Source organism: Flammeovirga sp. MY04 (assembly GCF_001682195.2).
In the GTDB taxonomy this organism is placed as follows: domain Bacteria; phylum Bacteroidota; class Bacteroidia; order Cytophagales; family Flammeovirgaceae; genus Flammeovirga; species Flammeovirga yaeyamensis.
This window is the reverse complement of the sequence record NZ_CP003561.2, coordinates 1596454-1612534: the sequence shown is the minus strand read 5'-3', so window position 1 is coordinate 1612534 and position 16081 is coordinate 1596454. Positions and strand designations below refer to the sequence as shown.

The 16081-nt window shown below is 33.1% G+C and carries 9 protein-coding genes; 3 read left to right on the top strand and 6 right to left on the bottom strand.

All coding sequences use genetic code 11. The features are described 5' to 3' along the window. Positions 1 to 52 precede the first annotated feature (52 nt). From MY04_RS25910 to MY04_RS25900, 3 genes are all read left to right on the top strand, one after another. Positions 53 to 1216 carry a T9SS type A sorting domain-containing protein gene (locus tag MY04_RS25910; protein ID WP_066215809.1) on the top strand — a complete coding sequence of 388 codons (1164 nt, stop codon included), beginning with the start codon at positions 53 to 55 and terminating at the stop codon, positions 1214 to 1216. 294 nt (positions 1217 to 1510) lie between these two features. Further along, positions 1511 to 3406, top strand: coding sequence for a transglutaminase domain-containing protein (locus MY04_RS25905; protein ID WP_066215806.1), 1896 nt, complete (start codon positions 1511 to 1513; stop codon positions 3404 to 3406). A gap of 305 nt (positions 3407 to 3711) precedes the next feature. Further along, positions 3712 to 4320, top strand: a complete 609-nt coding sequence (locus MY04_RS25900; protein ID WP_066215805.1) for a hypothetical protein — start codon at positions 3712 to 3714, stop codon at positions 4318 to 4320. 227 nt (positions 4321 to 4547) lie between these two features. Here the strand turns inward: MY04_RS25900 and MY04_RS25895 are convergent, their stop codons facing one another. The 6 genes from MY04_RS25895 to MY04_RS25870 all read right to left on the bottom strand — a co-directional run bounded on the left by MY04_RS25895 (position 4548) and on the right by MY04_RS25870 (position 16075). Beyond that, complete coding sequence (locus tag MY04_RS25895; RefSeq protein ID WP_066215802.1) at positions 4548 to 5228, bottom strand: hypothetical protein; 681 nt, start codon at positions 5226 to 5228, stop codon at positions 4548 to 4550. Positions 5229 to 5273: 45 nt separating this feature from the next. Then, positions 5274 to 5786 carry an adenine phosphoribosyltransferase gene (locus MY04_RS25890; protein WP_066215800.1) on the bottom strand — a complete coding sequence of 171 codons (513 nt, stop codon included), beginning with the start codon at positions 5784 to 5786 and terminating at the stop codon, positions 5274 to 5276. 45 nt (positions 5787 to 5831) lie between these two features. Next, a complete protein-coding gene (locus MY04_RS25885) occupies positions 5832 to 9704 on the bottom strand; it encodes a hybrid sensor histidine kinase/response regulator transcription factor (protein ID WP_066215799.1) in 3873 nt (1290 codons plus the stop codon). A 123-nt stretch (positions 9705 to 9827) separates the two neighbouring features. Then, entirely contained in the window at positions 9828 to 11717 is a 1890-nt protein-coding gene (locus tag MY04_RS25880) for a putative Ig domain-containing protein (RefSeq protein WP_066215797.1), read from the bottom strand. Positions 11718 to 11728: 11 nt separating this feature from the next. Continuing rightward, positions 11729 to 14488 (bottom strand): sulfatase-like hydrolase/transferase, encoded by a 2760-nt coding sequence (locus tag MY04_RS25875; protein ID WP_066215795.1) that lies wholly within the window; start codon positions 14486 to 14488, stop codon positions 11729 to 11731. An 18-nt stretch (positions 14489 to 14506) separates the two neighbouring features. Continuing rightward, positions 14507 to 16075, bottom strand: coding sequence for a RagB/SusD family nutrient uptake outer membrane protein (locus MY04_RS25870; protein WP_066215793.1), 1569 nt, complete (start codon positions 16073 to 16075; stop codon positions 14507 to 14509). Between the last annotated feature and the right edge of the window lie 6 nt (positions 16076 to 16081).

Sequence of the window (16081 nt, the reverse complement as noted above, 5' to 3'; positions counted from 1 at the left end):
GTGATATTACGTAAGGTTTGATATAAGTTGATATCAAACAAAAAATAATATCATGATGAAAAAATATTTCCCATTAATTTCTTTCGTATTCTTATTTCTTTTTTCCTGTTCTTCCAGTGACGATGATGAATTTTTAGATTTTACTGAAACAGAAGGTGATTTATTAACTGTCACACAAGATCAAACATGGTCTAATGATAGATATAAAGATTTAAATAATGTAGAAATACATGTTTTAAATAATTCTGTTTTAAAAGTAGCCGTAGATGGTCTACAATGGAAAGGTGTAAAAGTGACTGTTGAGGATCACTCACAATTGCTCTTTTTAAATACAGAAAGAGGCACCTTTGATAAAGATAACGATGATAATTTTTTCTATGTAAAGGATAATTCTTTGTTATCTTTTTCTGAAAGTGAGATCAAAAATTCACATATTATTTTATCGGGTTGTTCTTATTTAGATTTTGCTAAAGGTAGTGAAATTGTAAAGGAAGTAGAGATTATTATGGACGATTGTTCTCAATTGATCATCAATACAGAAATTGAGGAATGGGATCAAATCGATGATGATCAAATACAATGTTCAGGTATATGTCTTGGACCTAATGCATCATTTTCTGAGGCAGCGGAAAATGATTTCCCATGTAATATCAATAATTCAACAGAAGAATGTACTACAGATTTACCTGTTGAAATGATATATTTTAACGCGGAAATCAATGGCGATAAAGTAGATCTTTCTTGGTCTACAGCTACCGAGCTAAATAATAAAGAATTTATTGTACAAAGATCATTTGATAATAACAGTTGGAATGATTTAGGAAAAGTAGCAGGAGCAGGAAATAGTAACGTCCCCCTTAAATATAGTTATCAAGACGACCTTCCAGATTTTAATGGTGTAATTTATTACCGTCTACAACAAGTGGATTTTGATGGTAAATACTCTTTCCATGGACCAATAACCATCCATAACGGTGAAAGTACAACAGCTTTAACTGTTTATCCAAACCCTGTTAATTCTGGTGAGTATCTGAATATTTCCAATAATGGAAATGAGATCATGAGTATCAAGTTGTATACCTCTGCAGGTCAGACCTTATTAGATATACAGACGGAGGGATATACCAAAATACCGATGATTTACGGAACGGGCCTCATTCTCACTGAAATTAAGATAGGGAGCCAAACATTTACAGAAAAAGTAATAGTAAAATAATATTTCAGCCATAACAACTTAATGTTATGGCTTTATTTTTGTTTTGATTTTTTAAGATACTGTAATAGTTTGAAAATTAGCCCAATAGACGTTTGAGCTAAATTTACCCCAAATACAAATCACATTAATTCAACTATTTAGAGACCAATACAATTAACTTGAGCATTCAGATTGTGTTTATGTGGAATTAATTTTTTTTAGACTTCTAGGGGATTTTATATAATAATTTTCACTATAATTCAGTTATTCTATTGTGTACTGATAAATAACTACTTTAATCGACTGATCTTGATAATGAACAAGTCAACACTATTAACTATAATACTTTTTTTAACTTATAATTGTTACGCTCAAATAAGAGAAGTGAGGGAAGAGGCGAAGTATGCTCCAAAATATGCTACGACATCCGTTACTAAATTATCTTCTTATTTAACTGACAATGCACGTTCTGATCGTCAAAAAGCTTTAAATATTTATACTTGGATTACTCATAATATCGAATTAGATATTAAAGCATACAACGATAAAAAGCAGATGTTTGAGTCTGCTGAAGATATCTTAAAAAAGAGAAAAGGAGTAAGTCATGATTTCGCTAATTTGTTTTTAAAATTATGCGAGAAAGCAAACATTGAGGCACATTTAATTACGGGGCATATTTTTACTGATAATAAAAGTATCACCACCAACTTTTACAAAGCAAATCATTCTTGGAATTCCGCTTATTTAGATGGAGAATGGCATTTAATTGATGTAACATGGGGTAGTGGTATTATTTCAAAGCAACAAGAAAAAAAGTCTTTCTTTAAAAAGAAGAATGAATTCTTTAAGCCTCAGTTTATAAATAAAGTAGACTACAGTTATTTTTGTCCATCTCCAAGAATTTTTATTGAAACACATTTGCCATCCAATCCAATTTGGCAATTATTGGAGTATGAAGTAACTGTTCAAGACTTTATAGCCGGTAATTTCCCTTTAGTAAATGAACCTATTAGAAATTCTCCGTTTTTGGACGAATATATTTTATTAGAGGATGCAGAGTCTTTTTACATAGATGCCAAGAATGCTATTACTTATAATAAAAGAAATTTTTCTACTATGGGAGTTGCTTCTTTAAAAATGGCAGAGTCAATATTAAATAAAAAAGATTCTACCATTACAAAAGAAGAATTGGAAAAGGAACTGACTAAGTATTATGAGGAAGCGACAAGTTCTGCCTACTCTTATTTAAGATATATCGATATTTATTCTTCCATTGAGATCGATGCCTTAAAACTTTGGGCAAGACATTACTTGCAACAACCCATTGAAAAAAGACAGAAATTTATTGACAGAAATTGGATCAATAAGGAGGAGATAAAGACAAAAAATGATGAGGTAAATAATGCTTATTCTTATTATCAGGAACTGAAGTATAAATTAGGGCAAAAGAATTACCCTGAATTAAGAAAGTCAAGAAGACAGGTAGATTACGATGAATATTATATCGGAGTTCAAGAAGCACGTTTAGTAGGTATAGATTCAGCAATTGCTATATCTGTTCAACACCTTGCTGCACTTGAGGTAGAGAAAGACTCTATTGTTTCCAAATTAGACAAGGCAAGCCGAGATTTGAGAAATCTATCAGCCAGACAAATCAAGTTCTTGGGGAGATTGGAATATTTATTAACTGCTAATGTAAGTCTGAACATATTGGAACATCAGGCACACCAAGTAATGCATGTTGAAAACAATATCAAGATTCTATCTCAGAAAGTTAAAACATTGGAGAAGCTTAGAATTGATAATCATATGGTATTATCAAAAAGAACTTCTGTTTTAAAACGATTGTATAAGGACAAGCAAGAACTTCTAAAAGGTTTATATATTAAGAGCCAAAGTAACGATTCCTATAAAAAGGAATATGATATGATAACAATCAATACTAAGGCGATTTTTAATAAGCAGTTGGATGATAAATACCATCAATATGAAAAACTAAAAGAACATGTTCAGACGCTTGAAGTGGTGATGGAAAATCTTTCTAGACAAAAGGAACTAATTAAACGCCTAGATGATATTGTAGTTGCCTTTGTCGACCTTAAAACGGGTGATATCAAACGAGATGCTTTAGAAGCTAAGAATATATGTGATAATATCATTCAGACCAGTATGCAGCAAAAAAACAGCATCAAGAAAAACAAAATACTCTAATTCTAAGTTCATATTTCAAGTTGATGAATTTAAAATGCTATGTTTAGTTACATCTAATCATAGCATTTTTTATTGTTACTTCTTAATTCTTATTTATAACTCATAACATTGACTTTTATTAAGTTAAATGTCTAATGTCACCTTAAAATAATTTGAAAAATGTTTAATAATTATTAACTTTGAAGTGTAATATGACGATTACAAGAAATAATATAACTAATCTTATTTTTTTTAAATAGACAAGTCTGATAAATCAACTCTATTTTATCAACGTTACTAACGCTAATATTTTTATCGAAAACAAAATGAAAAAATTACTATCAGCTTTATTCTTTGTACTTTTTGTCCAGCTTATTCACGCAGAGAATGATAACCAAAGTAGAATGGCAGTCGATGAATATATCGATTGGCTTACAAGTGTTATTACTCTTTCTGATCAACAGGTAGCTGAGATTAGAGAATTAAGGAGAGACTACGTAAATGCAGTTTCTGGTATCGCAGAAAATAATTTTCAATTAAGAAACGAAAAACAAATTCAATTCTGGGAGAAGAGAAATAAGCAATTAGACAGAGAAAGTCTAATTACTCTAGGTATTATTCAAATCACAGAATACGAATTGGGTAAAGTAAAAGAAATGCTTGGTTTTGATGATGCTCAAGTAGCTGATTTAAAAGAAAAGCTAAACTCTTACAATAAAGTATTAATGGGAGCAAAGTACATTTATGATACCAACTCTCAAGACTTTAAAGATGTGGAGCAAATGGTTTATCAAAGAACCTACGACGCCATCGAAGAAATTTGTTCAGAAAGCCAAAAGCAAAGATGTGGAGACATGAAAGGGGCTATTTTGACAAAAATCAATAACTATATTGACGGTTATATACACTATAACACCAACTCAACAATCAACTAAATTGTAGAATTATTAACTACTTAAATATGACTGAAATATTTTTTGGACTTATTAAGTTATTCGGACTCGGAATCATATTGTCAGGAATGATATATTCAAATCGAATTCTGAGTAAATTGACTACAAAATTTAAAAAGTAATACTGTACGACGAAAAGAAAGGTGGTTTCAATAAAATTGAAATCACCTTTTTTTGTGCACATTGCTTGTACGCTTTTATAGTTATTTCTAATCATTAAAGATAAAAAAGCCTATTCCGGCTGGATCTTTAATGATGATGTTATCTACGATGTTTTCTTTGTTGAAATGTGTGATTTCTTCTGCTATCTCGATATCTAATTTTCTGATTTTATCAATCACTACAGGGTTTCCTTCTTTTCCGTTAAAGAAAGTCAGAGAAGGGTTAAAGAATTGATGAGGACAAATTCCTGTTTTCATTAAGCTGATCATACTTCCTGAGGAGTGCGACATAGCCACCCATCCTTGACTGATCTCACCCATAGCAATACTGAACCCTAAAGCTTCCCAAAATGCCACAGAATCTTCCATAGAAGGCGTTTCTAAAGAAATACCCATACAGTTACCTGCAACAAGAGGATTGTTGTTCTCAAAAGAAGGAGCAGGAGTAGAGTGAATATATATTTTGACGCCTGAAGGGGATATTACAAAATCATTGATCGTGTTGTTGAACACTTTATATCCTTTATCAGATAAAAGTGATGAAGCTTGAGCATCAAATAATACTAGACCTAAACGATCTTGCTGATGTTCTCCTATTTTAATGATTGAAGAGATAGATGCTGCCCATTTAGTGTTTTCAACCTCCACGATATCATAACCAAGTGTTTGATAAAATTGAGGTGTTTGAAGAGCAGACGTAGTAATAGTTTGAATATATAAATGACTCATAGTAGGAAATAAAAAAAAGCTGCCTTCAACAAGACAGCTTTGTGATTAATATTGTACTAAAGAATTAACTTGATATCCTTCTAGTTTATCAATTCCATTCAAGAAAGTTAGGTCAATGATAAAATCAAGTTGAACCACTTCTCCACCTGCTGCTTCTACTAATTTTACCACAGCTTCAGCAGTACCGCCAGTAGCTAATACATCGTCGTGGATAAGCACTTTGTCACCTTTCTGAATAGCATCCTTGTGTATTTCTAAGGTATCTGTACCATATTCCAAAGCATATTCTTGAGCAATAGTCTCAGCGGGCAATTTACCCGGCTTTCTTACAGGAATAAAACCTGCATTAATTTCTAAAGCGATCATAGGACCGAAAAAGAAACCTCTTGATTCCATTGAGACCACTTTTGTAATTCCCTTGCCTTTTGCTAAATCAACAAATTGATTTAAGGCTTCTTTCATCGCTTCAGGGTTGATTAATAAAGTAGTAATATCTTTAAAACCGATACCTGGCTTTGGGAAATCTTGAATATCTCTGATATGTTTTTTTAAATCCATTTATAATTGGTAATTAATGATGATCTAATGTTGTGCTTAAAATTACTAATTTTTTGATTCAAATGATTTTAAATATTCACTTGGACTCATACCAAACTGCTTTTTAAACACAGTCGAGAAATATTTAGGATCAGAATATCCGCTTTCGTAAGCAACATTACTGATACTTTCGTCTGATTCGAGTAGCAATTTTTTAGCGTGATTTAATCTTTTCGTTTGTATATATTCTTTAGGCGATAAATCTGTTAATGCTTTTAGTTTTCTATACAAAACCGGACGACTCATTCCCACATCTTTACAGATCTCCATAACGTTATAGTTCGGGTCAGTTAGGTGATTATCAATAAGTTCGTCTATCTTCGTTAAGAACTGATCATCCAAACTATCCACTTTCTCATTGATCTTTGGAATGACAACACCCTCTTGTATTTTACTTTGATACAAGCTTCTTAATGTCTTACGATTCTCTACCAAATTGATGATTCTGAACTTCAACATTCGAATATCAAAAGGCTTGATCACATAATGATCTGCACCATGCATATACCCTTCGGCTTTGTACATAGATGCATTTAGCGCTGTTAACAAGATAATTGGAAGATGGGAAGTTTCTATATTGCCTTTGATCTTGTCACAAAGTTCATATCCATTCATTTCTGGCATCATCACATCTGAAATAACGATGTCATAATCGTTTTCTAACAATGCATCGTAACAGACTTTGCCGTTTTCGAAAACATCTACCTCGAAGGAATCAGATAATGCGGATTGAATAAATGTTCTTAACTCTTTATTATCTTCTGCAACAGCAATTTTGAAATCATATTTTTCCTTATCCTTTTCGGAAAACTCTTCACCATAGTGTGAAATATCATTAGGAACAGTATCGTTTTCTAAACCTTCTACTCTTAATGGTAGCTCTAAAAAGAATGTGGTTTGTACATTTTCCTCACTCTTGAAATAGATTTTGCCATTCATTAATGAAGAATATTTATACGAAAGTACAAGACCAATTCCACTACCAATCTTTTGGTTTTTCATCACATTTTCAGCTCTATAGAAGCGTTTAAAAATGTGTTTTTGATTTTCCTTAGGAATACCCATTCCATGATCTTCAACACTAAGTGAAAAATGTTCATCTTTTTGATCAATTTGAATGTTGATCACATCATTTTCTTTCGTGTATTTGATAGAATTGGAAATGAGATTATAGATGATCTTTTCTACTTTATCAAAATCTAATTTTACAGAAATAGTATCTGATGTTGATTGCACATTAATCTTTACCCCTTTCTTCTCTAGCATTGGTTCAAAATCCCGAGATAAAGTTTTCGTAAGATCAATAACATCAAATTCTTTTACAATTAATTCCTCATTTACCTGATTAATGCGCTCATAATCCAATAGTTGAGAGATGCGTTTATTCAATCTAACTAAATTACTTCGAATCATGCCTAATAGTCTAGAGGCAGTTTCATCTAAGTTGGCATCAGCTTCTAACTTTTGAAGTGGACCTTGCATTAAGGTTAATGGCGTTCTTAATTCGTGTGCAATTTCAGCAAAAACAGCATTTCTTGCCTTCAGATTTTTTTGCTGTAGGTAATCGTAGTAATTCTTATAAATCAGCCATAAAATCACTATAAATAGGAAGAAATATATCGCCTTGGCCCAAGTAGTTTTCCAGAAAGGAGGAGCTACAATAATCCTTAAATTTCTATGATCGAGCTCCTTTAATTTTCTCCCTGAGAACATACTTACCTTTAATTCATAAGTACCATAAGGAAGGTTCTGATATTTTACTTGCGATAAGATGGATCTCTTCGAATAATCTTCGTCAAACCCTTCTAATTTCCAATTGTATAGGATGGCATCATTTCTATAATCTGGACTTATTAAATCTAATGCAAAACCTCTATCAGGGTGATTTAAATAGATGGTATCACTTGCATTTACACTTTTAGTAAGACTATTTTTATCATCAGGTACCATTAATTTTCCATCGATATATAACTTATCAAAAGTGAGTTTATTGACATTATTATCAGTCGATTTAAAATTGATAGGGAAGGAGTAAAAACCATCATATGTTCCTACTATCAATGAATTATTATTGATACATCCTGATCCTTGATGGGTTTCTATTTTCTTTAGTAAACGATGAACATTATGAACTTTTCCTTCTTGATAAGTGAAACTATAAATACTGTTATCACCTAACACATAATAATCTTGAAAACCAGATTTAATAATCTGATTAACATGATTTGGTAAACTGATACGCCCTTCTGTTTCTACAGGAGTAATACTTGCATTTTGGATATCAAACAAGAAAATTCCATTAGATTCTGTACCAATTAAAATCTTGGTATCATTGATGGCTTCAAAGCAAGTCACTGTATTTTTATCAAGCAAAGCAATTAGTTTTGTAGACTTTTTCGTTACCTCATGTATACCTTCATGATTGGCTAAAAATAGTTTTCCTTGATGCGGACTATAAAATAGCTGAGATACACTGGAAATGGGGTGATACTTAAAATTATAGGTATTGATATCCATCTCAAAAATAAACCCATTGACCAATTTGAAATAGATATTATCGCCATAAAGTAAAAGCTGAACAATAAACTTACTGCTATACTCTTTGTCGTTTGCGTTAAATGTTTTTATGGATTTGATGACTTTGAATGTCTTTCCATCTAGATAGAATAAGCCAAAGCCATAAGAAGAAACCCAGAAATTTTGATGTCTATCTTCTACTATATTATTGATAACAAAGCTGTCGCTCTTCTTAAAGTTTTTGACAAAGTGATTCGGTCTCAAGAATCGTTTTTTAGCGTTTTTATCACGAATTACCAAACCTTTGTCAGTACCCAACAAGAGTCTCTTTTTAGAATCTCTAAACGAACAATACCCATGATTCGAATTCATATGGGCATCAGGATCTGTATTTATTTTTTTAAGATATGGTTTATGAGGGTTGTGTAAATAAAAACCTTTACCATATGTAGAAACCCAAAGACGATTGTGTTCATCTACATTTAAATCATTTATGGCTAGCCCGCTAAGGGATTTAATATTTGATTTATCAGATTCATGGCCATCCAAATCAAACACCATTACACCATAACCGTCTGTAGCTGCAATAACTTTATTATTAAAAGCAGAAAAGGCACTGATTTTATAATCAATGTTCTTTTTGATATGATGGATCTGATTATTTCTAATCAAATAGATGCCTTTATTGTAAGTGCCTATCCAAACTGTATTGTCAGCACTTTTAAATAGGCTAGTAATGCCTGCCCCTTTTAAGTTGATACCGTATAGTTGAAAGGGTTGAATTTCATCATTCTTTATAATCTGTAAACCGTTAGGACTAGCAATAAGCATCCCTTGTGTTCCATAGTCACAACTTGATGTAATTCGCTTGTTTAGATTAATTTTTTTGAAAGTATTCTTTTTAGGATTCCACTTTAATATCATTTGCCATGATAAAAAGTAGTAATTACCTTGGTTTTCGGTAATACCGTTATATCCTCTATGCTGAGGCTGCCCTTTTAATTTAAAAACCTCGAAACGATCGGTATTTTCATCATAAAGGAACAACCCTTTACGACAATAAAACCATAGCTGTTCTTTGGAATCTAAATATAATCCTGAGTGGTTTTTAAAGAAGTGAATTTCTTGTTGGTCAGTACCAATGATTTCATAATTTCTAAACGATTTACCATCAAATCTTTGTACTGCATAAGGAGTGACAATCCAAGTGAAATCGTTCTTATCGTTTACTGAAGTATAAACAATATGACTAGATAATCCATTTTCAACACTGAAATGATCGAATTGTAAGTTTTCTTCAAACTGAGCGAAGATAGGTGAACCTCCTAAAAGGAATAAGAATGTAAGTAATAAATATTTCAAATATTATATGTTTAGAATGATCATCTTTCTAAGATAAGATTTTCTGAGTTTAAAAAAAGGGAAGAATAACTATTGTTTGCAATAATATTCTTCCCTCATGTCATCACTCTTTAAAAGAATGATTTACTCTACTTCCTCCACAAATTTTCTATTTGCTTTGATTGTGATGTTCTTCACATGGAAGTTATGTGCTTTAGGTCCATTTGGATCAATTCCTGATGCATGAATTTCATCGTAATCTTTTTCGGCTTTCCAAACCATTGTAAGATGTTGATTATTGTCATTTAATCTCTCATTTGGAATCTGAATAGCATTTCCATCAGCATTTGATTTAGTCCAAACTTGTTTATCTCTTGCTATTATCGCTGAATTTTCTCGTGATAAAGTAGCATCATTTAGACCTTGATCATTATCTCTACCTCCAATATCAGGAACTATATTTTGAGTATAATTTGATAAATAACCAAATAGGAAGAAGTCTTCTCTATAAATCAAGTTATTTTGATCATCTCTATATTCTTGTTGTTCATTATTCAAGTAGGTGAAGAACTCAATTTCAGCGTTGATGATTTCAGAAGCATCAATAGACAAACCAAGGTAGGCTACTCTCCAATAATCTTTATTCCATCTTTGCATTTGGTTTCTATAACCATCATTTAAAAGGAAGCCAGCTGAAGCTCTATCATTTTCTACACCATCTGTTGTTTCATTTCTTTGTGCTTGGAAAATGGTATATACATCACCGATTTGATCTGATGTCATATCATCTGTGAAAATAACTTCTTTCTCTCTTCTTTCAATAACGATTGTAGAAAGTGTACCAAGGTCAATTTCAGCACCGTCCGAAGTAATTACTGTTAAGTCAACAGGGTAGTTACCATTTTCTAAATCTAAATCTCCTTCAACTGTAATAGAACCATTTGAAGCATCAAATGACATACCAGTAGGAAGTGTTGTATTAAGACGAACTGTTGCTAAATATGGTAATGTAAATTCTGTTGGAATTAGATTGTAAGCAGACCAAGGTGATAAAGTTACTTTAGAGTATTGGTAAACAACATTTGGGTCAATACTTTCAACAACATTGATCGTTAAAGCATTCTCAAAAGAGATAGAGTTTTCTCCATCAGTTGCAATAACCGTTATGTTGTACGAGTCTTTATCACTATTGTGATTTACAGGAACTTCAATCTGACCATTTTCATCAATCGTTATACCATTTAAGCCCTCAATTCCTTCAAGTGTGAAAGTACATCCTTCTAAGTTTTGAAGGGTAATTGGAGTAACTGATAAATCTTGAACAGCTTCGATAGTAAATGTATTTGGTTGGTAAACAATGTTAGGCTCACCGATAGTCAATGTGATGTTTGCCATGTAAATATCCTCGCCAGAGATAGCTTCCACATCGAAAGTATATTCTCCTGCATCTAGGAAATTAACTTTTTGAATATTACCAGTTTCAGCATCTATAGTAATCGCATTTAAGATAGTATCATTATCAGAAACAATCTTGAACTCATCGAATGAGATTTCAGTATTGCTGCTGTTACCATCTAAATTAAAGATAGTAGCATTTAAGAATGGTCCTACCTCAGGTTGAGCCTCAGAATAGTATAAAAGATCAGTAATTCTGAATGTCCAAGCATCCGGATGAGGAGTAACGCCACTAATAGTGTAAGCAATTACCGATACCTTGTAATCTTCATTTTTATCAAATAAAGCAGTTGATTTTACAGAAATAGCACCTGTATTTTTATCTACTGAAATATTTTCTTCTTGATCTTCAACTTCTTCACCATTCATGAATAATCCGCCAAAATTAAAAGCAACACCATAAGTCACTTCAAATTCCGGAATGCTTGATTTTACCGATTGGTTAGGAGTAAAAATACTGTCGTTATAATTAAGATCTTCTAAGTATTCCGAACCTACAGATCTGTCAATGTCATCTTTCTGACAACCAACTACAGTTAGTAAAGCTGTAGCGAATAGTATGTAAAGTAATTTTTTCATCTCTAAATCATTTAGTTGTTTAGTTCCGTAAGCTTAACTTTAATATTGTTTTTTGCATCTTTCACATCAATCAAACGAGAATATGTTTTCCCCTTGTGAGTGTAAGAAATTTTATATTGTCCTTTAAATCCTCTGAAGTTCACTTTCCCTGCTTCCGCATTGGCACTAAGAGTAGTCGTCCACTTTTGAAGTTGCTCTTTCCAAACCTTTGCTTCCGGTCTTGGATTTAATTCTAGATCGTAAAAAGCTTTCTTCACATTACCGAAAGGAGTCCAAACATATAAACCTTCCACCTTAGGGTGAGAGAAGTAAATAGTCATCACTTCTTTAGTCATTTCTGCTCTATCTTTATCTGTGAATTTTTGATAACCAGAATCTACAATTTCAAATTCAGTACCCAACATAGGTAAGTTAAACTGAGCGAAAGTTTCTAAGCGATCATAAATATCTTGAGGAGCAATGTGCTGTTTCATTCTTGATTGAAAACCTAATGCTTCTATTGGAGCACCTTCTGCAAGAATACCATTGATGACATCTAAGTGGAATTGTATGTTCTTTTGTGCAGTTTTGTAAGGTGAAGATATCACTTTATTCTCATTTAAGAATAATCGAACATTATCATTTTTTCTTACTTTACCTCCATAGTGGAACCAATGTGCCCAGCTATTTTGTTTTGTCATGTCTTGAACTTCATGACATTCACGTGGCTCATTTAACAAATCCCATTCTGTTACATCATAGTTTTCAAGACCGTAATCCACATAACTTTCAAGACCTTTCATTAAAGATGCAGTATCTTCTTTTGCTGCTAATTCTTGTAGATCTTTCGGCATGTTTTTGGTCTTTTCCCAAACTAAAGCGTGACCACGAAGCGAAATATTATTTTCTTTTAGGAAGGGAATAATGGCTTTTTCATACTTGTCATACAGTTTTTTGTGCTTGATTTTTAAAGCATTTTCAAAACCAGCATGCTCAAACATATTGGCAAATTCATTTTGGTATTTTTCTTTATTGGCACCTCCTAAAAGACGAGAATCGATAATACCTCCCCAACGAAACTGATGGTTTACTTGTTCAATGAAAATCTCCCCATTAATTTCGTTTCCTTTTTTATCCAATACTGTTAGAGTGACATCTCCTTTACGGTACTTTTCTATTCTCTTGTTCGCTTCCGCTTCCCAGTTTCCTGCTGGAGTTTCTACCTTACCTACTTCAAAATCTTTATACTCTCTTTCATTGTTGAAAAAGTCAAGGAATAAAGCTCTCATTGCTTCCAATGTTGCCTTATATTCTTTTTCATTGGCATGATTGACAGTTTCTAAAGGATCTTTTTCGTAATCGTAAAGCTCTTCAGCTACTCTTTTACATCCGTCCAAAGAATTTTTAAATCTTGGATTGTTGTTGTACCAAACCGTGTATCTGATATGACCACTTTTTAAAGAATAGCCATTTACAGGACCTCTAGCAATTTGAGTAACTGCATAGTCTTTTACTCTATCTTTAGAGCCATCTAATACAGGTTGTAAAGATTTACCTGATAAATGAGTAGGTACCGGAAGTCCAGCCATATCGGCTAAAGTAGGGTAGATGTCAACAAACTCTGTTACAGAACTAACTTGTTTTACTGTTTTTTGAGTAGGATCTACAATAATCATAGGCGATTTTGCAGCTTGCTCAAAGTTGGAGTGTTTGTTCCAAAGTCTATGGTCTCCCAAGTGCCATCCGTGATCGCCCCAAAGGATAATAATTGTATTTTTTTCTAAACCACTTTCATGAAGTTGATCGATCAATTGTCCAATCAATTTGTCTACATATGAAGTAGCCGCATAATAACCGTGGATTAATTGGCGTTGACCTTTTTCTGATACAACTGCTAAACCATCTTCTTCACCAATCTCAAGGCCTTCTGTTTTGTAACCTCTCAATTCGCTTGATGTATGATACGCTTTGTCGTATCCACCTTTTACTTTGTGTTGGAATTTTGCTAATGGCACCTCGTCTTCGTTATACAAATCCCAATATTTCGTTGGGGCAGCAAACGGAAGGTGAGGACGCTTATAACCAACAGCCAAAAAGAAAGGTTGATCTTGTTGTGCCAATTCTTTGATGTATTCTACACCTTGATTAGTAATGGCTCCATCAATGTAAGCATCGTCTGGAACATCCGCTTTTTCAAACGCAGGTTTGAATTGCTTTTGCACCCATTTATTGATTTTCTTTTTCTCGATACCTTTTTCCATCGCCTCTTTTCTCAATTCTCTTACCCTTTTTACATTGTAAGGATCTTGATAATAGGAGAAAGCAGGTTCTGCATAACCCTCAGCATATTTTAAATCTTTAGGGTAAGTATATTCTGACCAAGATGGAGCATCTAGTTCAGCATCTACAGATCTTGGATCATAGATTTTACCTACACCATACGTTAAATAACCACTTTCTTTAAAGTATTGTGGTAAAGTAACAACGTCGGGACGTTTGTTACGAATCTTTGTTTTCAAATCCCAAACTTGTACTAAGTCAGGACGTAAGCCAGTCAATAAACTTGCTCTAGAAGGACCACAAACAGCCTGTTGGCAGTGGTTATTTAGAAAAACAGTCCCTTGATCCGCCAATTTATCCATATTTGGAGTGATAGCGTAATCATCACCATAGGCACCAATCGTAGGTTTAAGATCGTCTATAGCGATAAATAGAATGTTTTTCTTTTCTTGTGCATGGCTTGAAAACCATGCACAAGTGATAAATAATATGCTAAGAATATATTTCTTCATGATCAATGGATATATCTATTAGTAACCAGGGTTTTGGTGTTCACTACCAATAAGCTGGTTAGTATTGATTTCTGTTGCAGGAATAGGTAAAAGCATTGCTCTTTCAGCATTTTCATAGAAAATGTCAATACCTTTAACTTCTCCTTCTCCATCAGTTAGAACAAAGTCATTGTGGAAGTTGATGATGTTGTTTTGGAAAAACTCTAAACCTCTACGTCTGTTTCTAAACCAATCTCCACCTTCACCAAGTAGTTCGTATCTGTACTCGTTCATGATTTTCGTTCTGAATTCATCTTGAGTAAGACCTGACCAATCGATAGGGTGAATACCGTCACCACCAGCGGAGTTTCTTGCTCTGTTTAAAACTTCGTTTACATAAGTTTCACCTTCGCCCGTTTTACCTAACTCATTGCTGATTTCACCTAACATCAACAATAATTCAGCATAACGCATTACTGTGAAGTTGGCATCAGAATAAGGAGTTGTTTTTGTATGGTCGTTAATCCAATACTTAGCTACAAATGGGAAACCAGAGTTTTTATTATTTCTATTAGTAATAGGGTAGATCTTTTGTTCACCATTCTCTGTACCATCATTGTTGTATTTCATGTAGTTATACATGATCGTCGCTTCGAATCGAGGATCTTGTTGATCGAATGCCCCTAAAGCAATTTTGTCTGTATCAGGATCAACATATTCAGGGTTGATTAAGATTCTACCCCAAGAGTTACCAGAGAATGCATTGGATGGCGTGTGTAAACGAATAACATTACCACTGTTTGCCATACTGTATTGCATTTCAAAGATCGACTCCATGTTGTTATTACGAGTACCTTCTATCCATAACTGATGGTAATCAGGCATCAACATGTATTTACCATATACTTTTAAGGCTTCCGTTTCAGCCATTTTCCAGTATTCAGAGTTGCTATCGTTTCCTGCAAGCGTCATATAGATTTTTGCAAGTAGCATATTCGCTGCTGATTTTGCTGGTCTACCTAAAGTTTGTGCTTCTTTCTCATTTAAAAGAGAATCTGCCATATGTAAATCACTAATTGCTTGATTATATACTTCAGCCTCTGTAGATCTTGCAATATGCAATTCGTTGATATCTAATTTACCAGTACGAATCGGTACACCGCCATATAATCTCACCAAGTTATAGTACATTAAACCTCTTAAGAAGTAGGTTTGTCCCAACTCATTTAAAACAACATCAGAAGGATCTTCTTGGTATTTCTCTACACCAATAATTGTTTCATTCGCTCTGTTGATAGCTTGGTAAGATGCATTCCAAACATTTTCTACGAAAGTTAGGTTTGGAAGTGGATTAAGGGCTGCAATACCATTAAAATCCACGTTTCTACCCGACATGAAAGAACCTGAGTGATATCCAGTGAGCTGGAAGAAATCTGAACTATAATAATTAAATCCAGACACTGATGCATAAATACCATTTACTGCAGTTTGTACACCTGCATCTGTTTCGAATAAGTTTTCGTCACTTAAAAATGGAGGATCTTCTTTTAAACAACTCGTGGTTGCAAAAAGGACAAATGATAGGAATATGATTAATTTATTTTTCATGACGTT